Origin of the sequence: Niallia sp. Man26, assembly GCF_022049065.2 — a bacterium.
Classification (GTDB): Bacteria; Bacillota; Bacilli; order Bacillales; family Cytobacillaceae; genus Niallia.
This window is the reverse complement of record NZ_CP095743.1, coordinates 2,898,518-2,924,655: the sequence shown is the minus strand read 5'-3', so window position 1 is coordinate 2,924,655 and position 26,138 is coordinate 2,898,518. Positions and strand designations below refer to the sequence as shown.

The following is a 26,138-nucleotide window of genomic DNA, read 5'->3' as shown; positions in this document are numbered from 1 at the left end:
TTTATCATACTGCTAATCGGCAAAGGTTACACTCAGCTCTACATATACAGTCGTATAAATGATAAGCTCAGAGACTTTAAATCTGTAGCGCTTTTGATCTGATTCGACCACTTTATTTTCGATAGATTTCTTGAGCAGGGCCCGGCTTTTATATACAAGCTCCATATCTTTAGCCACAATTGTCCGCAGATCTTCCTTAATAGCATCTTCCATTTCTAAAGCATTAAATGGTTTGATATCGTATTTTTCCTTGTCTTTGCTGTTTATTTTCACGACTATTCCTTGTATTGTCAGTTTTTCCTCCGCTTTTTTATTCAGCTCGGAAAACTCCTGCTGCCATATTTCCTTATCTTTTTCTAAGTCTGCAATCGTGCTTTTTTGATTTTTTATTTCAGTGCTGTACCTTTCTTGCCAAACACCAAACATAAACAGAAAGACACACCAGCTTATAAAGCCTCCTATCACCATTCCAGCAAAAAAACGCTGAAGGGAAACATTTTTATAAAACGGTGGTATCCTCATGTTAAATATACTCCTGTGTTATCCATCGTAAGATCGTTGCACCAGTATGGGCCCCGCCGAATGCAGAAACAATCAATAGTATCTGTTTGAAAAGATCTTTCGTTCCGGCGTCATAAATACCCTTTTCAATTGTATTGATTGCATCGAAAGTGCCGCCTATAGCTGTAACAATCGCCCAAATCCTAATCATATCCGACAATTTCGTTATTTCTGTCAAGAGAGGCTTGCCTGTCATAAATGCGGCTAAACCGCCTAACAGGGCACCTCCGAGCACAACACCAAGGGCAATAAAATAGCTTTCTATAAATGCCGGGAAAAATGGTTCTTGGTTCATCTTGTCAACCTCACAGTCCCTATTATTCTCTTAATCATACATATGGACAAACTGGGGGAATTATGATTGCTGGAGTTTGGAAACACGAAAAAACTTCCATATTAAAATGAATTAGGCTTTGCTATAAGGAATTCGTATAGACAATGAAAAAGTAAGAACATATTTTCTTTTTTTATGCAATAGAACTATAATAAAAGGATAATTAGTTGCCATAGTCGAACAATTAAATGATTGTGGCGATAAAGAATAATAGTAGAAAGTTTTTGTAAAAGAGTGGTGATTATATGTCTTTTGTTCATCTGCAAGTATCAAGCGCGTACAGCTTGCTGTCGAGTACAGCGTCCGTTAAACAGCTTGTTTCCGCTGCGAAGGAAAGGGGATTCAGTGCGCTTGCCTTGACCGATCGCAATGTTATGTATGGGACGGCAGCTTTTTATAAGGAATGTATCAAGCAGAATATTAAACCTATTATCGGTTTAACTGTCGATATTATCAGTGAAAAGCACACAGATACGGCCTTCCCTCTAGTGCTGCTGGCAAAAAACGGGGAAGGCTTCCAAAACCTGTTAAAATTATCAAGTGCCATCCAGACTAAAAACAAACAAGGCATTCCAATCAGATGGCTAAAGCATTATGCTGACGGGCTGTTTGCGTTTACTCCAGGACATAGTGGTGAAATAGAGCAGTCTCTGCTGGCAGAAGACCTAGAGCACGCTAAAGAAACAGTGGCTTTATTTAAGAGCATACTCGCTCCCGGTCATTTTTATTTATCGCTACAAAAGCACGGGATAGAAGCAGAGACAGCCTTGAATAAAAAGCTAAAAGAATTAGCAGAGTCTTCAGCAACAAAACTGATTGCTGTAAATGATGTCAAGTATACAAGCAAGGGAGACCGTTTTGCGCAAAGCTGTTTGAATGCAATTAAACATGGCATCACCTTAGCTGAGGTAGTACAGGATGAATGGGAATCTGAAGAGCGTTATTTGAAAAGCAAGCAGGAGATGGTAGAGCTGTTCAGCGAGGAGCCGGAGGCGTTGGAGAATACTTGGGCGGTTGCTTCAGCATGTGAATTCCAGCTTGGAGAGAAGGTCGCTGCATTGCCAAAATACCCTCTTTTAGCCGGACAAACAGCCGACGGGTATTTACTGGACTTATGCGAGCAAGGGCTGAAAGCTAGATATACAAATCCTTCGAAAATACATATGGAACGCCTTCGTTATGAACTGGATGTAATCAACCGGATGGGCTACAGCGATTACTTTCTGATTGTCTGGGACTTTATGAAATATGCAAGAGACAACGAAATCCTAACAGGGCCTGGAAGGGGTTCTGCTGCAGGCTCGATGGTTGCATATGTGTTGTTCATTACAGACGTTGATCCGATAAAATATGACTTGCTGTTTGAGCGCTTCTTGAATCCTGAACGGATTACGATGCCAGATATCGATATTGATTTCCCGGATGACAAGCGGGAACAGGTTATTGAATATGTTAAAAACAAATATGGGGAGCTGCATGTAGCACAAATTATTACATTTGGGACACTTGCAGCAAAAGCTGCCTTAAGAGATGTTGGCAGGGTTTTTGGGTTATCGATGAAAGAGTTGGAGCAGCTTTCAAAATCAGTGCCCTCGAAGCTTGGAATCACATTGGAGCAGTCCCTGCGGGAATCAAAGCAGCTTCAAGCATTTATTGCGGAATCTCCGAAAAATAAACAAATCTTTGAAACAGCTTGCAAAATAGAAGGGCTGCCGCGACATGCGTCTACACATGCTGCTGGGGTAGTGTTAAGCGAAGAGCCCCTTGTACAGATTGTCCCGATTCAAGGAGGCAATGAAGAGGTTTATTTAACACAGTACAGCATGGAGCATTTGGAGGAACTGGGATTATTAAAGATGGATTTTCTCGGGTTAAGGAATTTATCCTTGCTGCAATCTATCATGGAAACCATTCAGCGCCAAACACATAGAAGAATCGCAATTAAAGAAATTCCTTTAGATGATTCAGCAGTGTTTGAACTCTTGAGCCAAGGAGAAACAACAGGAATATTTCAGTTGGAATCTGACGGAATGAGAAATGTCTTGAAAAAGCTAAAACCAACAGAGTTTGAAGACATAGTAGCTGTTAATGCCCTTTACCGTCCCGGTCCAATGGAGAACATCCCGTTATATATTAACAGGAAGCACGGCAAAGAAGAAATTGATTATTACCACCCTGATTTACAGGTAATCTTAGAGAAAACATACGGGGTAATTGTTTACCAAGAGCAGATTATGCAAATTGCTTCTAAAATGGCAGGTTTTACTCTAGGCGAAGCAGATTTGCTTCGCAGAGCAGTGAGCAAAAAGCAGCGGGATGTGCTAGCGTCAGAACGGGTTCATTTTGTAAATGGTGCGTTGGCAAAGGGATATACACAAAAGGCCGCAGATGAAATTTATGAACTGATTGTCCGATTTGCAGATTACGGGTTTAATAGGAGTCACGCAGTAGCATACAGTATGATTGCCTACCAGCTTGCCTACTTAAAGGCGAACTATCCGCTGTTTTTCATGTCATCTCTTCTGACGTCAGCAGTCGGAAATGAAGGGAAAATTATGCAGTATATCCAGGAATCAAAGCAAATGGGTATTAAGGTTTTGCCTCCTTCTATTAATAAGAGTCATTTCGCCTTTATGGTCGAAGGCAGTGAGATTTTATACAGCTTAGCGGCTGTTAAAGGGGTCGGAGCAGCTGTTTTGAAAGAAGTGTTCCGTGCGAGAAGGCAAAAAAGATTTGAGGATCTTTTTGATTTCTGTTTGCGAACCTCTCCAAAGATAGTAAACAGAAAAATCATAGAAGCCTTTATATACGCAGGCTGCTTTGACGAATTTGGAGAGGACAGGGCAACATTGCTTGCGACCATTGATGTAGCAATTCAGCATGCTCAACTTGTTCATCCAGATGGCATGGAACAAGATGATCTGTTCGGTGAAGAAGGCTTCTTCTTTAAGCCGAAATATGTCCAAGTAGATCCGATGAACGCAGAGGATAAGCTTTCATTAGAGAAAAAGGTTCTCGGACTCTATCTATCTAATCACCCAGTTTCCATATATGAGCAATACAAGCAATTGCTTCGCTCTAATCATTTAGGTGAGATGGCTCCAGGCGGAAAATACAGGACTATAGTATATATAACGGACTGGAAAGCAATCCGAACAAAAAAAGGGGAACCGATGGCGTTCCTTTCCATAAGTGACCAGAGCGGGGAAATGGAGGCAGTCGCTTTTCCGGCAGCTTATAAAAAACTGCAAAACTTGATTCAAACGGAAAAAATTGTATTTATGGAAGGGAAAGTTGATGAACGGAACGGAAACAAACAATTTGTTATCCAAGATGCTGCAAATGTTTTGGAAATCGTCCAATCACAGAAAGCAAACAAACATAAATTATTTATTAAGATTGTCCAGGAAAATGAAACAGATGAAATAAAAGGAAGACTATTGGACATCATTAACAATTATAAAGGGGCTACCCCTGTTATTATCCACTATGTGCAATCTGGAAAGACAATTCAGCTGAATGAAGATTTCTTCATCGATCCTGTAAAGGAATGCCTTCAAAGGCTTGAAGAATTGCTTGGTACAAATCACGTAATCTTGTCTGATTAACTTTACAACTCTGCAATCTTGTTATATTGTTTAATAAGTCAACTGGTCTGACCACTAAGTTCGCGAGTTTTCTTACAGAAACAGGAAGTTTTTATGGCGGGAAAAGGAAAGATGACCAGAAGTTTTAAGGACATGCTAACAAGAAGCAGGTGATGATGAACGGTGAACGAGTCTTCTTCTAACAGCTCCAAGCTTTATTTGGACATAGTCAATCAATTAAGGGAAATGATTGAGCAGGATGGCTTAAAACCTGGAGACAGGCTTCCCTCTGAACGTACCCTTTCCGAAAGGCTAAATGCAGGAAGGTCGTCTGTAAGAGAGGCGCTGAGGGCTTTAGAGCTTTTAGGGCTTATTGAGACGAAAAAAGGCGAAGGCACTTTTCTTCGGGATTTTCAAGGACATCGTCTTGTACAGTTAATCAGCACATTTATACTGCGTGATGAAAAGGCTAAATTGGATGTATTAGAAACAAAGAACTTTATACAATTGAATTGTTTGCAAATTGCAATGGAAAAAATGACAGAGAAAGAGCTGGCCGAAATCACAGAATGGGTTGAGTCTGAAAAGGTCAGTGAGAGTGATTTCTTTTTCAAGATTGTCCATATAGCCGACAACTATTTGCTGTTTCGTTTATGGACTATTCTAAAGGATTATTATTATTCTTTAGGGTTTTCCAATGTCTACTGGACAAAAGAAGACTATTTGCTGCTATTAAATAATATAAAAAGCAAAAATGAACTAGAACTGATCATGAACTATAGGGAAAAAAAGCAACTTTAAAGAAAATTAGCTATTATTTTATTTATTATCCTGATTTTTAGATACTTTTTAAAAATGCCAGTCAGGCAAGTATCAGTATGCTTTTTTTTACTATAATGTGCTGCTAAGATTAAAAATATGGTCTTAGATAAAGCGCAAAATGCAAAAAAATGGGGAGGCTTCCACATTGATGATAAAGGAAATATTTTCGAAATCGAAAAAAAAGAAATATGCAACCATCCCTTCAGAATCATCTAAACATGATGTTCCAGAAGGTGTCATGACAAAATGCAGCAATTGCAAAAAAATCATGTATACAAAGGAATTGCAAAAGAACCTCAAGGTTTGCCTGAACTGTGGCTTCCACTTGCCAATGACAGGCTATGAGAGGCTCGACAGCTTGCTTGATGAAGGCACGTTCACAGAGATGAACAAGGAAATGAAAACAGGCAATCCATTAAATTTCCCAGGCTACGAGGAAAAAATCGCAGGCGATCAGAAAAAAACGCATATGAATGAAGCGGTTGTAACGGGCACTGGTGAAATAAATGGTCTTCAAGTAGTAGTCGCTGTCATGGATTCTTCCTTTAGAATGGGAAGCATGGGATCGGTTGTCGGAGAGAAAATCACTTTGGCAATAGAAAAAGCAGATGAACTTTCTGTGCCATTCATCATTTTCACAGCATCAGGCGGTGCAAGGATGCAGGAAGGTGTCCTCAGTTTAATGCAAATGGCTAAAACAAGTACAGCATTGAAGAAATTCAGCGACAATGGCGGGTTGTACATTACGGTGATGACACATCCAACAACAGGTGGAGTGTCTGCAAGTTTTGCTTCGTTAGGAGACTATAACTTTGCTGAGCCAGGCGCCCTGATCGGATTCGCAGGTAGAAGAATTATCGAACAGACGATAGGCGAAAAGCTGCCGGAAGACTTCCAAACATCTGAGTTTTTATTAAAGCATGGTCAGCTCGATGCCGTTATACCGAGACTGGAAATGAAAGAAAAACTCCATTTAGTATTAGAAATGCATCAAGCGGGCGGTGATTCAGAATGGTAGAACTAGAATTTGACAAGCCAGTCGTTGAACTGAAAAACAAGATTAAAGAACTTGAAGATTTCTCGAAAAAAGCAAATGTTGATCTTTCTACTGAAATTGAAAAACTGGAAAAACGATTGGAGAAATTGGAAAAGGATATATATGAGAACATGAAGCCTTGGGACAGGGTGCAGATTGCAAGACACCCAAGCAGACCGACAACTCTTGACTATATTCCATATCTTTTCACCGATTTTATCGAGCTGCATGGTGACAGAACATTTGGTGATGATGCAGCAATAGTTGCCGGTATTGCTAAATTTAAAGGTCTTCCGATAACAGTTATAGGCCACCAAAGAGGGAAGGATACAAAGGAAAATATCCGCAGAAACTTTGGTATGCCTCATCCTGAGGGATACAGAAAAGCATTGAGATTAATGAAACAGGCAGATAAGTTTAGACGGCCGATTGTTTGCTTTATTGATACAAAAGGGGCTTATCCTGGAAAAGCGGCAGAAGAACGCGGGCAAAGTGAAGCTATTGCGAAAAATTTATTTGAGATGGCTTCTTTAAAAGTGCCTGTTATCTGCATCGTAATTGGAGAAGGAGGAAGTGGCGGAGCGCTGGCATTAGGTGTTGGTAACCATATGCATATGCTTGAGAACTCCACGTATTCCGTTATTTCTCCAGAAGGTGCAGCAAGCATCCTATGGAAAGACTCTAATCTGGCAAAGCAAGCTGCAGAAAAGATGAAAATCACAGCACCTGATTTGAAGGAGCTGGGTATTGTTGATACGATCATTCCAGAGGTAAGAGGCGGAGCACATCACGATGTCGAAGCACAAGCTGGTGAGATTGAACAGGTGTTGTTTGCATCCCTTAAGGAATTGAGGGCAATGACAGAAGGTGAGCTTGTTGAACACCGTTACAATAAATTCAAAAGCATCGGAGAACATATCTCTGAGTGATTCTAACGTAAAGAGCTTAAATGGGAAGCATAAGCTTCTTGTTTAAGCTTTATTTTTTTTTGTGCAAATCTTTATATAAAAATATTGAATGAAAATATAGCAATTATCATCGGAAAATGAGAAAATGCAGATGTCGGCAAAAAAGGAATCATCAAAGATTCTTAAATAGCATGCTAGAGGGTTTAAGCTTTCTTATTCGGGAAAAGATAAAAGAGGGAGCAAATAAGATTTTGCTGACAATTCCGTCTTTAATTTTTTTTTTAGATAAAGTTGAGATAGATGAGCCTTCATGATATGTTAGAATTGTTATAGTCAAATGTAATTAAATGAACGCTAAATTATCATAATAAGGAAAAGAAAGCCTTGGGAATTACTATTTTTTAGGGAATATTATCTTTTTATGTGTAATATTTGTGACAGATATTGCAGAAAGATGTTATATAATTTAGTATATGTATGTTTTTATCTACATAGCAGTAGATTAAATTGTATGAGGTGATTGTAATGGTTAAAAGAATTGGGGTACTAACTAGCGGCGGAGATGCGCCAGGAATGAATGCAGCAGTAAGAGCAGTTGTGCGTAAAGCTATTTTCCATAACGTGGAAGTATACGGAGTAATTGGCGGATATGCAGGTCTAATCAATGGAAACTTCAAGAAACTAGAAGTTGGTTCTGTTGGAGACATCATTCACCGCGGCGGAACATTCTTATTCTCTGCTCGTTGTGAAGAGTTTAAAACAAAAGAAGGTCAACAAAAAGGTATTGAGCAGCTTAAAAAGCACGGTATTGATGGTCTTGTAGTTATCGGTGGAGACGGGTCCTACATGGGTGCGAAGGCGCTTACAGAACAAGGATATCCATGTGTCGGCGTGCCAGGAACAATCGACAACGATATTCCAGGAACAGAGCTGACTATCGGATTTGATACAGCTTTGAACACTGTTATTGATGCGATTGACAAAATCCGCGATACAGCAACATCCCATGAGCGTACATTTATTGTCGAAGTTATGGGAAGAAACGCTGGAGACATTGCACTTTGGGCAGGTCTTGCTGGCGGAGCTGAAACAATCCTTATTCCAGAAGAAGGCTTCCATATTGAAGAAGTGGTTGACCGTCTGAAAAAAGGTAGTGAACGCGGCAAAAAACACAGCATTATCATTGTTGCTGAAGGTGTAAGCTCAGGTGTCGAAATCGGCAGACAAATTGAAGAGCACACCGGGTTTGACACTCGCGTCTCTGTATTGGGTCATATGCAGCGCGGAGGTTCTCCAACTGCAGCAGACCGTGTGCTTGCAAGCAGACTTGGCGCATACGCAGTCGAGCTTCTTGTAGAAGGAAAAGGCGGACGAGCAGTTGGTATCGAAAAGAACCAATTGGTAGATTATGATATAATTGAAGCATTATCACGCAAACATACAATCGACAAGAACTTATATCGCCTATCAAAAGAATTGTCCATCTAATGATAGAACAGGAGACTCGAATTAGAATTATTTCTACTTGGAGTCTCTGCCATGAATAAAAAATATTTAAATTGGAGGCAATAATAATGCGTAAGACAAAAATAGTATGTACAATCGGTCCTGCTAGTGAAAGTGTTGAAAAGCTGACACAACTTATGGAAGCAGGTATGAACGTTGCACGTTTAAACTTCTCTCATGGTGATTTTGATGAGCATGGAGCTCGTATTAAAAACATCCGTGAAGCATCTGAAGTTACTGGTAAAAACATCGCGATTCTTCTTGATACAAAAGGCCCGGAAATTCGTACGAATAATATGAAAGACGGTGCTATTGAGCTTGTAGCTGGAAACAACATCATTGTTTCTATGAAAGAAGTAGAAGGTACTACAGAAAAATTCTCCATTACATACGAAGGACTTATCGATGATGTCGAAGCAGGAAGCAAAATCCTTTTGGATGATGGCTTAATTGGACTTGAAGTAACAAGCATCGATAAAGCAGCAGGAGAAATACATACAAAAATCCTCAATACAGGCACATTGAAAAACAAAAAAGGTGTTAACGTGCCTGGCGTTTCTGTTAAGCTTCCAGGAATCACAGAAAAAGATGCTAACGACATTCTATTCGGAGTGGAGCAAGGCATTGACTTCATCGCAGCTTCATTTGTTCGCCGTGCATCTGACGTACTTGAAATCAAGCAGTTGTTAAAAGACAATAACGCTTCTCATGTTCATATCATTCCTAAAATCGAAAACCAAGAAGGTGTCGATAACATCGATGAAATCTTGGAAGTTTCCGACGGCTTAATGGTAGCACGCGGTGACTTAGGTGTGGAAATACCTGCAGAGGAAGTTCCATTGGTTCAAAAATTATTGATTAAAAAATGTAATATCTTAGGTAAGCCGGTTATTACTGCTACGCAAATGCTTGACAGCATGCAGCGCAATCCGCGTCCAACAAGAGCGGAAGCAAGTGATGTAGCAAATGCGATTTTTGACGGTACAGATGCTATCATGCTTTCTGGAGAAACAGCTGCTGGAACATACCCTGTTGAAGCTGTTCAAACAATGCATAATATCGCGTCAAGAGCAGAAACAGCTCTTAACCATAAAGAGATCCTTTCAAAACGCAGCAGAGAGATTGAGCACAACATCACTGATTCAATTGGACAATCTGTTGCTCACACTGCTTTGAATCTTGATGTTAAAGCAGTAATCACACCAACTGCAAGTGGACAAACGGCAAGAATGATTTCTAAATTCCGTCCGGAAGCTCCAATTGTTGCTGTGACATATGATGCGCATATTTTAAGACAGCTTGCTCTAGTTTGGGGTGTTTATCCACGTCTAAGCACGAGATCAGAGTCTACTGATGAAATGCTTGATGTAGCAGTACAAGAGAGTGTTAACAGCTCTATCGTGACACACGGTGAAACGGTTGTTATTACAGCTGGTCTGCCAGTTGGTGAAACAGGAACTACAAACATCATGAAAATTCATGTTGTTGGAGACGTTTTAGCAAAAGGTCAAGGTATCGGCCGCAAAACAGCTTACGGTAAAGTTATCGTTGCTAACAATGCGAAGGATGCACTTGATAAAGTGAAGCAAGGTTCTGTTTTAGTAACTACAGGAACAGATCGTGACATGGTTCCAGCTTTGGAAAAATGCAGTGCTTTGATTACAGAAGAGGGCGGATTAACAAGCCATGCTGCTGTAGTTGGACTAAATCTTGGTATCCCAGTAATCGTAGGTGTTGAAAATGCAACTAGCATCTTCGAAGATGGACAAGAAATTACAGTTGATTCCCGTATTGGAACAATCTACAGCGGACATGCAAGTGTGCTGTAATAGTTAATAATAAAAACGCCAATGGTTCTTTACCCTTGGCGTTTTGTTTTGTTTGGAAGAATATGCATTCACTAAATATTTTTCTAATCAAGCAGAAAAAGCTATAATAGAGAAAAGTGGTTTTGAAGGAGGAGCATCATTTTGCGCAATCTTTTTATCGCATTATTGTTTCTTCCGCTTGTCGAACTGGCTGCATTTCTGCTGTCAGGACGGTTTATCGGCATACCGGAGACTTTGCTGTTAGTGGTGGTAACCAGTGCGCTGGGAGCTTTTATTCTTAAAAAGGAAGGCGTAAAAGCCATAAAAAATGTTCAAGAGCAATTAAATTCAGGAAGACTTCCAGGCGATGCCATATTGAACGGTTTTTGTGTACTTCTCGGAGGAATACTTATGCTGCTGCCAGGCTTTCTGTCTGATATTGCAGGTGCTTTACTGTTGCTTCCACCGACGAGGAAGCTTTGCAAGAAGCTGCTGCTTAACTACATGCAGAAAAAACTGCTGCAAAAGAATAGGATTATCATTCAACAATGAATGTAGGAAAAAACAAGCGGCCAGGATTTATTCCAGGCCGCTTGTTTGCTTGTTATATCTTTTTTTCGTCTCCTTTTATGAAGCTCCATAAATCAGCGAAAACTCCAGCTTTATTCAATGTGCTAATAATGACAAGTGTGACTGGACCGATGATTAATCCTAAAAAACCGATCAGCTTAAAGCCGACAAATAAGGCAATTAATGTTGCAAGAGGATCAACACCGATGCTAGAAGAAAGGATTTTTGGTTCCATGATTTGTCTTTGCACAAGAACTACTATATACAATACTGTCAGTCCGACAGCTAAAGGCATTTGTCCGGCAATCATTTCGTATATAATCCATGGAACAAAGACTAGCCCAGTGCCTAAATAAGGGATAATATCAACAATCCCAGTTACTAAGGCAATAGTGATTGCGTAATCGACTCTAAGAATGATTAAGCCGATTAAAATGATGACTGTTGTGATAGATACTAATGTAAGCTGAGCCTTCAAAAAACCAAGCAATGCTCTCTTTAAATCGACAAACACGGATTTTCCGCTTCTGCTCAAACGCGGAGGAAGCAATTTTGAAAGTTTTCGTATGAGGCGATTCCAGTCTTTGCTGATAAAGAAGGTGGCCAATAAAGAGAAAATAATCACAGTAGCAGCATTGGGAAACCAAGACAAGATAATCGGGATGTTTTGGAAAAACGATTGGATAAACGCTCCCACACTTGTCCCGATTTGCTCTCCAACATTTTTGATATTGGAAATAATGGTATCCTGCTGGTTAGTACCTAAGCTGTTAAATGTGCTTGCAAGCTGATTGTAAAGCGGGATAATTTGGGCGGTAAAAAAGTTCTCTATGTATTCAATCAGTGTATTAATATGCTGTGGTACGACATTAGCAAGATAGGCAGCACCTGTGACAATTTCTGCGATTAACAGTGTAATAAGGCCTGCAAACACAGATAAAATGATAATAATACTTAAAACTACGGCAAAGGACCTAGGTAATCTACACTTAAATTGCAGGAAGTTTACAAGTGGATTCATCAGGAACGCAATCAAAAAACCGATAATAAAGGGATAGGTTATTTTTGATAAATAAAAAAAACCAACAAATACTAGTACCGTCACTGCAATTACAAACAGCAGACGAAGTGAACGGTGAATCAAAGTCAGGTTCAATAGACGTCCTCCATTCTTTGGAAAATACATAGCAGTCTTTCCGAAATGTTATCATTTCATATGTAAACTTAAACAATGCAGCCATAAAGTATAATCAGTTAACGGCTCATCTATGCTTATATCATTGATTATAGAGGAAAGGAAAAGGATGGGTCAATAAATGGTAATTTAGCTTTAGAAAGGAGTACATAATATGTTTAGTCAATCATACCTATTTTTATATTTGCTTGTCATTATCGCCCTTATTGCCAAAAACACATCTCTGCTGTTCGCAGTCGGAGCATTATTGATTTTAAAGGTGATCGGCCTTGATGCAAAATCCTTCTCTTTCATCCAGTCAAAGGGGATTAATTGGGGGGTTACCATTATTACAATAGCTGTACTGGCACCCATCGCAACTGGTGAAATCGGTTTCCGAGATCTTTCTGCCGCTTTTAAATCTCCTTTTGCATGGATTGCCCTCTTATCTGGAATTGCAGTCGCACTGCTTGCCAAAGGCGGGGTTAACTTGCTGTCATCAGATCCCCAAATCACTACTGCACTTGTATTAGGAACCATTTTAGCTGTTTCCTTGTTTAAAGGGGTTGCTGTTGGTCCGTTAATAGGAGCAGGGATTGCATACATGGCGATGAGGGCTATGGAGTGGTTTAAATAGCGAAATAGGCGAGGGAACACGTTCTGAGGTTCCCTTTATTGTTCTTTTGTTTTATCTCCTCTCACTTTTGTATCTCCTCTACATATTGTAAGAAATCCTTTCATGTAAATGCTGCCAACTTTCGAATAGTAAATTTTGAGTTTTTAAAATATACATAATGAAATTATTTAAAGATAATTATTTTCAAAACGAAAAAAACACTGTCAGATTATCTGACAGAATTCATTTCCTTTTGTTTTTATCATGGTACGATTGTGTCAACATTTTAGTAAAAGGAGACAATTACATGAAAAAAACACGTCCTGTACTCACTATCTTTTTATTCTTTTTAGGCTGGGTATTTATGTATGCTGACAGAAATATCTTATCACCTGTCATGGGCAGTATCGGCGAGGAATGGAGTTTAAATCAAACGCAGTTAGGATTAATGGCGACCGTCTTTTTTGCTGCATATGCCTTCATGCAAATTCCTACAGGGTTTTTGGCAGATAAGTTCGGCCGTGTCAAAGTGTTAGTGATCGGCTTTATCGTTTTCGGTATCGGAACATATTTGAGTGGTGCATCTACAACATTTGGGATATTTCTACTGATGCGCGCACTTACTGGATTAGGTGAGGGCACCTATTATGGCTCGCAATACGGCATCTCCTCCACCATTACTCCGAAGAAGTACCGCGGCCTCGTTTCTGCGATTATAAACAGCGGCATGGCCTTTGGTATCTCACTTGGATTTATGTCATCAAGCTACTTTACCTATACTTTAAATAAAGGGTGGCAGTTTCCCTTTTATGTCTTTGCCATCCCAACGATAATCGTCGGTATCTTAATTGGTATTTTTGTCCGCGATAACTCACATAAAGAGAAAAAACAGGCTGTTCAAGGAGCAGAAAAAGTAGAATTAAAAAGCATTTTTACAAAAAACCATATATTCGTTTATGTGTTGATTTTCTGTTCCTTATATGGCTTTTTCGGAATGCTGACATGGCTTCCTTACTATTTGCAGACAGCAAGAGATATAGAGGCTTCGCAAACAGGCATTATTTCCTCCTTAGTACCGTGGGCCTCCATTCCTGGAGCAATTCTTTTCGGTTATTTATCTGATCGAATTAAAAGCAGAAAACCGCTTATTATCGGGCTTTCCCTGGCAGGGGCAATCTGTCAGTTTGTCATTCCTTACACAGAAAATTACTCCTTCTTAATCGTTGGTTTATGCCTGTACGGTTTGCTTGGGAAATTAGCGCTAGACCCAGTATTGATTTCTTATATGGCAGATATTACGCCACAGTCCATGTATTCAAGAGTTTATGGGTTTTTCAACTTCAGCGGTATGCTTTCCTCTATTTTTGCACCATATATAACAGGCTATTTTGCAGATAAGACAGGAAGTCTTGAATTTGGCTTCTATTTATCAGGGGGGCTGCTAATTATCGGTGCAGTATTATTTTTGTTCACGACAGATAAAAAACAAGCGGATGTTAATTCGATTGAATCAATCGCCACTTTGAAAAGGGAGGAGAAGCTGATTTGAAGAAAGTAATTGTCGGCACAAAATCGATGGTGGTCAGCCCCCATTATTTAGCTTCACAGGCTGGTGAAAGGATATTACAACAAGGAGGGAACGCATTTGATGCTGCTGTTGCAGTGAGTGCTTGCCTTGCAGTTGTTTATCCTCATATGACAGGTCTTGGCGGTGATTCCTTTTGGCTTGCTTATCATGCAGAAAAAAAGAAGGTCCGCTCCTACAACGGCAGTGGCCGTTCCGGTTCAAAAGTGACGAGAGACAAATATAAAGGCAAAGAGGCGATTCCTTTTCGCGGAATAGAAAGTGTTATTACAGTGCCAGGGATGGTAGACAGCTGGGATGCAGTCCTAAGGGAATATGGAAGGATGTCACTCAAGGAAGTGCTTGCACCTGCTATTGAATATGCAGAAAATGGATTCCCTGTTTCCAATGACCAATATGAAAATACGGTAAAGAGTATCGAACTGTTACAGTCAGATAAAGACATGGCAAAAGTATTTTTGCCTGAGGGAAAAGTGCCCAATACATTCAGCAAGTTTGTGCAGAAAAATCTTGGGTGTACACTTCAAAGCTTGGCGGATAAAGGAAGAGATGATTTTTATAAAGGAGATTTAGCAAAGAGAATTATTTCCAGTATCCAAAAAAAGGGCGGTTTGCTGACAGAACAGGATTTTGCTGCACATCAAGGTGAATGGACTGAACCTCTTTCGTCCACATATCGGGACTATACCATATTCCAAGTACCACCTAACTCGCAAGGATTTGTTGGTCTGATGATACTTAATATTTTGGAAAATTTCGATTTATCAGCAATCCCACATGAATCATACGAATATTACCATCTATTAGTGGAGGCTGTGAAAAAAAGCTTCCAGGATCGGAACAATCACTTAACAGATCCTGTGTGGCATAATATACCGTTAGAAAAATTATTAAGCAAAGAATATGCAAAGGAATTGGCTGCCTCCATATCATTTGACCATACATGTGATTTGCCGACACAGCCTGTCGGCAGTGATACTGCGCATGCTGCAGTTGTGGACGAAGACGGCAATGCAGTTTCCTTTATTCAAAGCTTATATTTCGAGTTTGGATCAGGAATTATTGCCGGAGATACAGGAATTACGATGCAAAACAGAGGCTCCTTCTTTTCCCTTGATGCAGACCATATTAATGCATTAGAACCAAATAAAAGGACTTTTCATACGTTGATGCCGGCGATGGCTTTTAAAGAAGATAAGCCATATGTACTATACGGCACACAAGGCGGTGAAGGACAGCCGCAAACACAAACGGTGATGATCACTAGAATGCTTGACTACGGGATGGACCCACAAGCTGCAATCAGCGGTCCAAGATTTGTATGGGGCAGAACTTGGGGAGAAAAAACCCAAGAATTGAAAATCGAAGGTCGGGTGGCAAATGACGTTTTGGAAAAGCTGCAAAAGCTAGGCCATTCAGTGAATAGAGTTGATGACTATGCTGGAATTATGGGTCATGCGAACGCAATTCTCATTGATGAGCAAGGGTTTTTCTATGGCGGTGTTGACCCGAGAAGTGATGGAGCAGCTGTCGGAAGATAGTGGTGAGGGGGCACAGATGAAAGCAGCTGTGCTTCCTTTTTTTTACTTACTGTTTTAGCAGAAAAATAATTTATATGTCACAACTTGTCTCCAATGCCGTGCTAAAAAATCCGGAATATTAGCGGTGTGAAAAGAATATATTTTACTAAAGGCATGGTAAGTATGTAATATTTTTTACTATATTGATAGTTTATAGGTGTAAAATATGAGACATTTGGAGAATTTTTAGGTATAATAAAAATGTAGTTACGGAACACCCGTATTATAAAGATGGTATTCCTTATTTTTTTGACGAAAAATGTAAGCATTTACAATGTCTTATTTTAACAGAAAAGAGAAATGATACTATGGTGGAAATGTTAGAAAAAGGCCCCTCAAAATCTGGTTTTATCAATCCGCAAAACAATTTTTATTGATTTTTAGGTACATAATCAGTTAATCTAACAAAATAGTGAACTTTTTTTAGAGGCTGTTTTTCAGCTGCTACCTAATTTTTTATTAAATGGCTCCAAACAAGTCTTAATCAAATTTTAGTCTGAATAATCTAAAAATTCAATGTAGAGGCAAGATTCATTAAAGAAATCTGTAATTATATACGTAACTACATTCATGAATAATATGGGGACTTATATTTTGCGATGTATTGGAGAGAAGTAAGGAGAAAAGGAGAGATAGTTTATGGCAGTAACAAGAGGTCTAGAAGGAATAATTGCAACCACTTCTTCTATCAGCTCTATCATTGATGATTCATTATCGTATGTTGGTTATGACATTGATGTTTTGGCAGAAAACTCCAGTTTTGAAGAAGTAGTTTTTTTACTGTGGAACAGAAGATTGCCGACAGAAGCAGAATTGGATGATTTAAAGCAAGAGTTAGCTGATAATGCAGAGCTGCCTGCGCCGCTGCTTGAACAGCTTAGGCTGTTGCCGCTTGCAAATGTGCACCCAATGGCTGTACTCCGTTCAGCAGTATCCCTTCTGGGTGTTTACGATAAGGATGCTGACTTTATGGATGAAAGCACAAACTATCAAAAAGCATTGAGATTACAAGCCAAAATCCCTACTATCGTTACAGCCTTCTCAAGATTAAGAAAAGGGCTTGATCCGATTGCACCGAGAAAAGATTTGAACTTTGCAGCAAATTTTTTATATATGCTGACAGGAGAAGAGCCTGAGAGCATTGCGGTAGAGGCATTTAATAAAGCATTAGTGCTGCATGCAGACCATGAGCTGAATGCTTCTACGTTTACAGCACGGGTTTGTGTGGCAACATTGTCTGATGTATATTCAGGCATCACATCTGCAATTGGTGCATTGAAGGGACCGCTCCACGGCGGTGCTAACGAAGCAGTCATGAAGATGCTGACAGAAATCGGCAGTGTTGATAATGTTGATGCTTATATTTTTGACAAAATGGATAAGAAGGAAAAAATCATGGGCTTCGGTCACCGCGTTTACCGTAAAGGTGATCCGCGTGCTAAGCACTTGAAGGAAATGGCAAGGAAGCTGACAGAATTGACGGGTCAATCAGAGCTGTTTGAAATGAGCTTAAGGATTGAAGAACTGCTGAAGGAAAAGAAAGGCCTTGTTCCGAATGTAGATTTCTTTTCTGCGTCTGTCTATCACAGCCTGGAAATAGATCATGATTTGTTCACGCCGATTTTTGCTGTGAGCAGGGTTTCCGGATGGCTTGCCCATATTTTAGAGCAATACGAAAATAACCGCTTGATCAGGCCAAGAGCTGATTATACAGGACCTGAAAGAGCTGTTTACATTCCAGTTCATGAACGCTAAATTTACGCGTCTATGATATACTTATTGCAGCATAGAACAAGCAAAGTCAGGAGTCTCCTAAAGCGGGGAATGTGCGATTAAGCGGCATACGTGCCGAGCGCCCTTCTTAGACGAAGCCAATATGCGCAACTTACTTTAGCCATTCTTGCAAAAGGAGTAACGCTTCTTTTGCAGGAAATACTTTTTTAACGGAGGGATACATATGAAAGGTGAAAAAATTTCAGTAGTTGATGGTGTATTAAATGTACCAGCAAATCCAATCGTACCATTTATCGAAGGTGACGGAATCGGTCCTGACATCTGGGCTGCAGCTTCAAGAGTGCTGGATGCTGCCGTAGAAAAAGCATATAGCGGTGATCGTAAGATTGTTTGGAAAGAAGTGTTGGCTGGAGAGAAGGCATTTAATGAAACAGGTGAATGGCTGCCTTCTGAAACATTGGAACAAATACAAGAATACTTGATTGCTATAAAAGGTCCATTAACAACTCCTGTCGGCGGTGGAATTCGTTCGTTGAACGTAGCACTTCGTCAAGAGCTTGACCTTTATGTATGCTTGCGACCTGTTAGATGGTTTGAAGGCGTGCCTTCTCCTGTTAAAAGACCGCAAGATACAGACATGGTTATCTTCCGTGAAAATACAGAAGATATCTATGCAGGAATCGAGTATGAAAAAGGGTCTGAAGGTGCTGCTAAACTACTAAAATTCCTTCAAGATGAAATGGGTGTTAACAAAATCAGATTCCCGGAAACTTCCGGTTTAGGAATCAAGCCAGTTTCTGAAGAAGGCACAAGCCGTTTAGTGCGTGCTGCAATTAACTATGCCATCAAAGAAGGCAGAAAGTCTGTAACACTTGTACACAAAGGCAATATCATGAAATTTACAGAAGGTGCCTTTAAGAACTGGGGCTATGAACTAGCTGAGAAAGAATTCGGAGATAAAGTGTTCACTTGGGCGCAATATGACCGCATTAAAGAAGAGCAAGGCTCAGATGCAGCAAATAAAGCTCAGGCAGAAGCTGAAGCAGCTGGAAAGATCATCGTAAAAGATTCCATTGCTGATATCTTCTTGCAGCAAATCCTGACTCGTCCAACTGAGTTCGATGTAGTTGCTACAATGAACTTGAATGGAGACTACATTTCTGACGCGCTTGCAGCACAAGTAGGCGGAATTGGAATTGCTCCAGGAGCGAATATCAACTACGAAACAGGTCATGCTATCTTTGAAGCGACACATGGAACTGCGCCAAAATATGCTGGATTAGATAAAGTGAATCCTTCATCTGTTCTACTTTCAGGTGTACTGTTGCTTGAACATTTAGGCTGGAATGAGGCAGCTCAGTTAGTTGTTTCATCAGTTGAAAAGACTATCGCTTCTAAAGTGGTAACTTACGATTTCGCTCGTTTAATGGACGGAGCGACTGAAGTGAAATGTTCTGAATTCGGTGATGAATTAATTAAAAATATGGACTAAAATAGCTCATCGTTTGAATTTGCCAAGTATTCCAAAAGAATACCTGCTAAAATCAAGCCCTTGACTGTTAAGGCTTAGTCTATTCGAGGGAAGAGTGTTGAGGGGCCTCTTCCCTCTTTTATTGCATAAAAAAGATTTAAAGGAGGAATTAGCATGAGTTTGCGCAAAAAGATTTCCATTATTGGCGGCGGATTTACTGGTGCTACGACTGCATTTCTGCTGGCTCAAAAGGAGCTTGGCGATATTGTGCTGCTTGATATTCCGAAGATGGAAAATCCAACAAAGGGAAAAGCGCTTGATATGTTTGAGGCGAGTCCAGTACAAGGCTTTGATGCAAATATTAAAGGAACATCAGATTATAAGGATACAGAAGGTTCGGATATAGTTGTTATCACGGCGGGTATCGCAAGAAAGCCTGGGATGAGCAGAGATGATTTAGTGCAAACAAATCAAAGTATTATGAAGTCGGTCACAAATGAAGTGGTCAAGTACTCGCCGGATTGCATTATCATTGTCCTTTCCAACCCGGTAGATGCAATGACATACACGGTGTACAAGGAGTCAGGCTTTGCGAAAAATAGAGTCATTGGACAATCTGGTGTCCTGGATTCAGCAAGATTCAGAAGCTTTGTAGCAATGGAATTGAATTTATCTGTTAAGGATATTACTGGCTTTGTTCTTGGCGGCCACGGAGATGATATGGTTCCTTTAATCCGTTATTCCTATGCTGGTGGTATTCCGCTGGAAACATTGATACCAAAGCATCGCTTGGATGAGATTATTGACCGAACAAGAAACGGCGGTGCTGAAATCGTTAATCTGCTCGGAAATGGAAGCGCTTATTACGCTCCGGCAGCATCACTTGCCGAAATGTGCGAAGCGATAATCAAAAACCAAAGAAGAGTCTTGCCTGCAGTTGCTTATCTTGATGGAGAATACGGCTATTCTAATATATACTTGGGAGTTCCGACCATACTTGGCGGAAACGGTATCGAGCAGGTAATTGAACTTGAACTGACAAAAGAAGAGAAAGCAGCATTGGACAAGTCAGTAATTTCCGTGAAAAATGTTCTTAATGTGCTTACATAAAATGTATTATAAAAAGACCCATCTAGTACTAGATGGGTCTTTTTTACCTACTCTCCAATACGGACCAAAAATATGCAGGAAGTAGGAAGGATAGAGCAAGCTTAGCTTGTTGTTCGTCTGCTGCTGATTTATACTATAATAGACATGTAAATTTTGGGGGACTTAGGGGAATTTTTTAAACTTGGAGGCATTTATGAAGAAGAAAGTTCTTGTGGTTGATGATGAGCAGTCTATCGTAACACTACTAAAATATAACCTGCAACAGGCGGGCTATGATGTTATAACAGCAATGGATGGTGAGGAAGGGCTGAATCTTGCGGTTACGTCAAATCCTGATGTCATCCTCCTTGATTTGATGCTTCCGAAGATGGACGGGATGGATGTCTGCAAAAACTTGAGGCAGCAAAGAATATTTACACCCATTCTTATGCTGACTGCAAAGGATGATGAGTTCGATAAGGTTCTTGGCTTGGAGCTTGGTGCAGATGATTATATGACAAAACCATTCAGCCCAAGGGAAGTTATTGCCCGTATTAAAGCAGTATTAAGACGCTCTCAGCTAATATCAGAATCATCAGAGCAGGAAAAGGAAGAAAGAGATACGCTTAAAATTGGGGAGCTTAAAGTCATGCCAAACCACTATGAAGCATATTTCAAGGAAGAACTTTTAGAGCTTACTCCAAAGGAATTTGAACTGCTTCTGTATTTGGCGAGAAACAAAGGACGTGTTCTAACTAGAGATCAGCTGTTAAGTGCGGTTTGGAACTACGATTTTGTTGGAGACACAAGAATCGTTGATGTTCATATAAGCCATTTGCGTGAAAAAATGGAGCATAACACGAAGAAGCCAATCTACATTAAAACGATTCGTGGATTAGGATATAAACTAGAGGAACCAAAATAAAATGAAAACATTTAAATCCAGGCTGCTGGCCAGTTTACTTCTGGTCGTCGCCATTGTCTTTTTGGTGCTGGGTTTGTTTATTTACCAGTTAAATAAATCTTCTTACATAAATTCGTCTGATACGAGGCTGGAAAGGGAAAGCAGTTTGCTTGTAGCTCAAATGGCCAATGCTGATTCTATTGAGGATATAGATGCAAGTGAGATGGCAGAATACAGCAGGCTTTTGGATATCCAAATAACAGTAACAGACACAAAAGGAAATATCCTCATTGATGAGGGAGAAAAGGCGCATGATGAATTTTTACAATCACTGAGTTCAGTCGTCAGCAAAGCATCGAGCCAGCCGCAAGATGACTTTACTGGCGGAGATACGAGTTTCCATTATTATTGGCAAGAGCTGAAGTTTAATGGGGACAAGCAAGGCTATCTTTTTTTAGGTCTTGATTTGTCATCACAGAAGGATGCCTATCAGCAGATGAATACATATGTCCTTGCTGCATTGCTCATTGCTTTTGTTTTAATCTTTGTTATTGGTTTAACACTTGTGTTCCGCTATATGAGACCAATCGAATCTGCTGCAAAGGTAGCAGTTGATTTGGCAAAAGGCAATTATCATGCACGTACATATGAGGATAATATGGATGAGACAGGTATGCTCAGCTCCTCTTTAAATAAGCTGGCAAAAAACCTGCAAGAGATGGTTAAGGCTCAGGAGATTCAGCAGGACCGGCTTGGAACTCTTATTGAAAATATTGGGAGCGGGCTGTTGCTGATTGACAGCAGAGGGTATATAAATCTAGTAAACAGAGCTTACAAGGATTTATTTACTGTTAATTCATCTGATTATTTATACAAGCTTTACTATCACGTTATAGAACATAGAGAAATATCTGATTTAGTTGAAGAAATTTTTATGACGGAGCATAAGGTTGTTAAGCAATTACAGCTTACTATTAATTTTGAGAAAAAAAGCTTCCAAGTTTATGGTGTGCCTATAATCGGGACAAATGATATGTGGATGGGCATATTGCTCGTCTTCCATGACATTACAGAGTTGAAAAAACTCGAACAAATCAGAAAAGATTTTGTCGCAAATGTATCTCATGAACTGAAGACACCAATCACCTCTATTAAAGGATTTTCGGAAACTCTATTGGACGGGGCGATGGATAATAGAGAGGCATTAGTAGAGTTTTTGCAAATCATATTAAAAGAGAGTGACAGGCTGCAATCGCTTATTCAGGACTTACTTGACTTAACAAAGCTGGAGCAGCATAACTTCTCATTAGTTAAGGAGCCAATTAATATCCTGGATATTTTGGAAGAGGTCAGCAAACTTCTTGCGAATAAAGCGGATGCCAAGAATTTAATTCTTGATTTTCAGCGTCCTAGTGAGGAAGTTTGGATTGAAGGTGACAGGGCCCGTCTTATTCAAGTGTTTATGAATCTGATATCTAATGCGATTTCTTATACACCAAGCGGCGGCAAGGTTTCCGTTTCTGTCGAAAACAAGGAAAGGGATGTATTAGTTTTTGTAGCAGATACGGGAATAGGTATTGAAAGAAGTGAAATTCCAAGGATTTTTGAACGCTTTTACAGAGTCGATAAAGCAAGAAGCAGGAACTCTGGCGGAACTGGCCTTGGATTGGCAATTGTAAAGCATCTTGTTGAACTCCATAAAGGATTAATAAAGGTGGATAGTGAAGTTGGCGAAGGAACAACTTTCACCATATTGCTGCATAAAAAGTTCCCATATTAATTGTACAAGTTTACATTACTTTTACATATGGTTTGCAAAGTATTTACAAGGGTTTGCTAAAATACTAGTGAAGACCCCCCTTATCCATTAGGTTAAGAGCTGAAGCCGAAAGCCACCCCGCTTTCGGCTTCTTACATTTACAAGAGTTAATCTACTTAAAAGAGATCCTATCGTTGAAAATCAATTAATTAGGTGCATCTATACATAATCTTTTTAGTGCAGAATTGTTTTCTGCACTTTTTCTATTTTTTAACGGTAGTAAATGCTTTTCTGTCTTATAAAAGGGATTGGCATGAGCAGGCTATGAACAAGGGCTATTCCTTACAATCTTTATCTACTCATGGTAAAATAAAAGAGATTAGACCATAATAATATTACTTATTTTGCTGTTAAAGCAAAGGCGGCTGATATAGAGGAACATAAGGAATGGAGGAACTGAATTTGAAGAAAAAACTGATTCTGATTGACGGGAACAGCATTGCATACAGGGCGTTTTTTGCCTTGCCTCTGCTGAACAACGACAAAGGTGTACATACAAATGCAGTTTACGGTTTTACAATGATGCTGATGAAAATATTGGAGGATGAAAAGCCGACACATATGCTCGTTGCTTTTGATGCTGGCAAAACAACATTCCGGCATAAAACCTTCAGTGAATATAAGGGAGGTCGTCAAAAGACTCCGCCTGAATTATCGGAGCAGTTTCCATATATAAGGGAGCTCTTACAGTCATATGGCATCCGCCACTATGAGCTGGAGAATTATGAAGCAGATGATATTATCGGTACACTTTCCTTGCAAGGCGAACAGGATGGATATGAGGTTGTTGTTATATCAGGTGACAAAGACTTGACTCAACTGAGCTCAGATAAAACGACTGTTTACATTACGAGAAAAGGGATTACAGATATTGAATCATATACGCCTGATCATATTCAAGAAAAATACGGCTTGACTCCAGACCGGATTATTGACATGAAGGGATTAATGGGTGATAGTTCTGATAATATTCCTGGGGTGCCAGGAGTCGGAGAAAAGACGGCGATTAAGCTGTTGAAGGAATTTGAAACACTTGAAAATCTTCTGCAGTCCATCGATCAAGTCAGTGGTAAAAAGCTGAAAGAAAAACTCGAGGAATTCAAAGACCAAGCGTTAATGAGCAAGGAGCTGGCCACGATTACAAGAGAGGCTCCGTTAACTGTAGGATTAGGGGAACTGGAATTTCCGGGCATGAACGAAGAGAAGCTCCGCCCATTTTTCAAGGAGCTCGGCTTTAATTCTCTTTTGGACAAGCTTGGAGATGCACCTGTGGAAGAAGCTGCAGAGCTGGAACAAATTGAATTTGAACATGTGAAGGAGATTACGGCAGATATTTTTGCCGACGAGAACGTCCTGTATGTGGAAGTGTTAGAAGATAACTATCATTATGCGCCAATTATCGGAATCTCGTTAGTGAATGAAAAAGGGGCATTTTATTTGCCGATTGAATCAGCCCTAGAATCAGCAGCCTTTAAGGAATGGGCAGAGGATGAGTCAAAGCAGAAGACAGTGTATGACGCGAAAAGATCAGAGGTAGCTCTCCGACATAAGGGCATTCATTTGAAAGGCATCACATTCGACTGTTTAATTGCGGCGTATCTTGCAGATCCATCTGCATCCATCGAGGATGTTGCGTCTGTTTCTAAAAAGTACGGCTTCACGAATATTCAATCGGATGAAGCGTTTTATGGTAAAGGAGCTAAACGAAAGGTGCCAGAGGAAGACATGCTTTCAGACCATCTTGTCCGCAAAACATTTGCCCTTTCTGCCATTCAGGACAAAATGGAAGAAGAGCTTAAGAAGAATGGTCAAGAGGAACTATTCTATGAGCTGGAAATGCCACTTAGTCTTGTACTAGCAGATATGGAATCAACAGGAGTAGAGGTTGATGTAGAAAGACTTCAAAAGATGGGTGCAGAAATCAATGACAGGCTTAAAAGTATTGAAGAGCGTATTTATGAATTGGCTGGCGAAACGTTCAACATCAATTCTCCTAAGCAGCTGGGGGTTATCCTGTTTGAAAAGCTTGGTCTTCCTGTCGTTAAAAAGACAAAGACAGGTTATTCCACTTCAGCAGATGTCTTAGAACAGCTGGCGAGCTCCCATGATGTGATTAAGGAAATTCTTGAATACAGACAGCTTGGAAAGCTTCAGTCCACATATATTGAAGGATTGCAAAAAGTGGTTCACAACGGCAAAATTCACACTCGCTTTAATCAGGTGTTGACACAAACAGGCCGATTGAGCTCCATTGATCCAAATCTGCAAAACATTCCAATCAGACTTGAGGAAGGCAGAAAAATTAGGCAAGCATTCGTTCCTTCTGAGAAGGATTGGATTATATTTGCTGCTGACTATAGCCAAATTGAGCTTCGGGTGCTTGCTCATATTGCCAATGATGAGAAGCTGATTGAGGCCTTTAGGGAGGATCATGATATCCATACAGAAACAGCAATGTCTGTTTTCCATGTGGAAGCAGATGAAGTAACCTCTAATATGAGAAGACACGCTAAAGCAGTTAACTTTGGCATTGTTTATGGTATCAGTGATTACGGCTTATCACAGAGCTTGAGTATCACGAGAAAGGAAGCTGGGAAGTTTATTGAAAGATATTTGGAGAGCTATCCTGGCGTTAAGAACTATATGGAGGAGATTGTGGCAGACGCAAAGCAGCAAGGCTATGTGTCCACATTGCTTCATAGAAGAAGATACTTGCCTGATATTACAAGCCGAAACTTCAATTTGCGCAGCTTTGCAGAAAGAACTGCGATGAATACGCCAATACAGGGCAGTGCGGCAGATATTATTAAAAAAGCGATGATTGAAATGGCGAAGCGTTTGGAATCAGAAGGCTTGCAAGCAAAACTGCTGCTGCAGGTGCATGATGAATTGATCTTTGAAGCACCAAAGAATGAAATCGAAAAGCTGAAAGAAATTGTGCCAGACGTGATGGAAAACGCAGTGGAACTTAGTGTTCCGTTGAAGGTGGACTATTCGTATGGTGACACATGGTTTGATGCTAAGTAATAGAAAA

At 40.0% G+C, this 26,138-nt stretch carries 19 protein-coding genes; 16 read left to right on the top strand and 3 right to left on the bottom strand.

What is annotated here, in order from left to right; genetic code table 11:
- Nucleotides 1-12: 12 nt before the first annotated feature.
- On the bottom strand, nt 13-522 hold the full coding sequence (gene ytrI / locus L8T27_RS14780) for a sporulation membrane protein YtrI (RefSeq protein WP_233317423.1): 510 nt from the start codon (nt 520-522) through the stop codon (nt 13-15).
- Nucleotide 523: 1 nt separating this feature from the next.
- Nucleotides 524-856: a sporulation membrane protein YtrH gene (gene ytrH / locus L8T27_RS14775; protein ID WP_233317424.1), complete on the bottom strand. Its 333-nt coding sequence runs from the start codon at nt 854-856 to the stop codon at nt 524-526.
- A gap of 284 nt (nt 857-1,140) precedes the next feature.
- On the opposite strand from ytrH, the gene dnaE reads away from it, so the two are divergent.
- The 7 genes from dnaE to L8T27_RS14740 all read left to right on the top strand — a co-directional run bounded on the left by dnaE (nt 1,141) and on the right by L8T27_RS14740 (nt 11,114).
- Nucleotides 1,141-4,503 (top strand): DNA polymerase III subunit alpha, encoded by a 3,363-nt coding sequence (gene dnaE, locus L8T27_RS14770; RefSeq protein WP_237941796.1) that lies wholly within the window; start codon nt 1,141-1,143, stop codon nt 4,501-4,503.
- A gap of 162 nt (nt 4,504-4,665) precedes the next feature.
- On the top strand, nt 4,666-5,283 hold the full coding sequence (locus L8T27_RS14765) for a FadR/GntR family transcriptional regulator (protein ID WP_237941795.1): 618 nt from the start codon (nt 4,666-4,668) through the stop codon (nt 5,281-5,283).
- A gap of 169 nt (nt 5,284-5,452) precedes the next feature.
- Entirely contained in the window at nt 5,453-6,322 is an 870-nt protein-coding gene (accD, locus tag L8T27_RS14760; protein WP_237942333.1) for an acetyl-CoA carboxylase, carboxyltransferase subunit beta, read from the top strand.
- The gene (gene accA / locus L8T27_RS14755; protein WP_233317429.1) at nt 6,316-7,269 is read left to right on the top strand and encodes an acetyl-CoA carboxylase carboxyl transferase subunit alpha; all 954 of its coding nucleotides are present in this window, start codon (nt 6,316-6,318) and stop codon (nt 7,267-7,269) included. Before accD ends, accA begins: the two co-directional genes overlap by 7 nt.
- A gap of 504 nt (nt 7,270-7,773) precedes the next feature.
- Entirely contained in the window at nt 7,774-8,736 is a 963-nt protein-coding gene (gene pfkA, locus L8T27_RS14750) for a 6-phosphofructokinase (protein ID WP_233317432.1), read from the top strand.
- Between the two features lie 86 nt (nt 8,737-8,822).
- On the top strand, nt 8,823-10,583 hold the full coding sequence (pyk, locus tag L8T27_RS14745; protein WP_237941794.1) for a pyruvate kinase: 1,761 nt from the start codon (nt 8,823-8,825) through the stop codon (nt 10,581-10,583).
- Nucleotides 10,584-10,724: 141 nt separating this feature from the next.
- Complete coding sequence (locus L8T27_RS14740) at nt 10,725-11,114, top strand: FxsA family protein (RefSeq protein WP_233317437.1); 390 nt, start codon at nt 10,725-10,727, stop codon at nt 11,112-11,114.
- A gap of 52 nt (nt 11,115-11,166) precedes the next feature.
- Here the strand turns inward: L8T27_RS14740 and ytvI are convergent, their stop codons facing one another.
- Nucleotides 11,167-12,288, bottom strand: coding sequence for a sporulation integral membrane protein YtvI (gene ytvI / locus L8T27_RS14735; RefSeq protein ID WP_233317439.1), 1,122 nt, complete (start codon nt 12,286-12,288; stop codon nt 11,167-11,169).
- Nucleotides 12,289-12,481: 193 nt separating this feature from the next.
- On the opposite strand from ytvI, the gene L8T27_RS14730 reads away from it, so the two are divergent.
- The 9 genes from L8T27_RS14730 (at nt 12,482) to polA (ending at nt 26,131) form a co-directional block, all read left to right on the top strand.
- Complete coding sequence (locus L8T27_RS14730; RefSeq protein ID WP_233317441.1) at nt 12,482-12,943, top strand: DUF441 domain-containing protein; 462 nt, start codon at nt 12,482-12,484, stop codon at nt 12,941-12,943.
- A gap of 286 nt (nt 12,944-13,229) precedes the next feature.
- The gene (locus L8T27_RS14725; RefSeq protein ID WP_233317443.1) at nt 13,230-14,471 is read left to right on the top strand and encodes an MFS transporter; all 1,242 of its coding nucleotides are present in this window, start codon (nt 13,230-13,232) and stop codon (nt 14,469-14,471) included.
- The gene (gene ggt / locus L8T27_RS14720) at nt 14,468-16,048 is read left to right on the top strand and encodes a gamma-glutamyltransferase (RefSeq protein ID WP_237941793.1); all 1,581 of its coding nucleotides are present in this window, start codon (nt 14,468-14,470) and stop codon (nt 16,046-16,048) included. Before L8T27_RS14725 ends, ggt begins: the two co-directional genes overlap by 4 nt.
- A 678-nt stretch (nt 16,049-16,726) precedes the next feature.
- A complete protein-coding gene (gene citZ, locus L8T27_RS14715) occupies nt 16,727-17,842 on the top strand; it encodes a citrate synthase (RefSeq protein WP_233317447.1) in 1,116 nt (371 codons plus the stop codon).
- Nucleotides 17,843-18,044: 202 nt separating this feature from the next.
- Nucleotides 18,045-19,313: an NADP-dependent isocitrate dehydrogenase gene (icd, locus tag L8T27_RS14710; protein WP_233317450.1), complete on the top strand. Its 1,269-nt coding sequence runs from the start codon at nt 18,045-18,047 to the stop codon at nt 19,311-19,313.
- Between the two features lie 153 nt (nt 19,314-19,466).
- The gene (gene mdh / locus L8T27_RS14705; protein WP_233317452.1) at nt 19,467-20,402 is read left to right on the top strand and encodes a malate dehydrogenase; all 936 of its coding nucleotides are present in this window, start codon (nt 19,467-19,469) and stop codon (nt 20,400-20,402) included.
- Nucleotides 20,403-20,595: 193 nt separating this feature from the next.
- The gene (locus L8T27_RS14700; RefSeq protein ID WP_233317454.1) at nt 20,596-21,306 is read left to right on the top strand and encodes a response regulator transcription factor; all 711 of its coding nucleotides are present in this window, start codon (nt 20,596-20,598) and stop codon (nt 21,304-21,306) included.
- 1 nt (nt 21,307) lies between these two features.
- Nucleotides 21,308-23,065: a two-component system histidine kinase PnpS gene (pnpS, locus tag L8T27_RS14695; RefSeq protein WP_233317456.1), complete on the top strand. Its 1,758-nt coding sequence runs from the start codon at nt 21,308-21,310 to the stop codon at nt 23,063-23,065.
- A gap of 441 nt (nt 23,066-23,506) precedes the next feature.
- The gene (gene polA / locus L8T27_RS14690; protein ID WP_233317458.1) at nt 23,507-26,131 is read left to right on the top strand and encodes a DNA polymerase I; all 2,625 of its coding nucleotides are present in this window, start codon (nt 23,507-23,509) and stop codon (nt 26,129-26,131) included.
- Nucleotides 26,132-26,138: the final 7 nt, after the last annotated feature.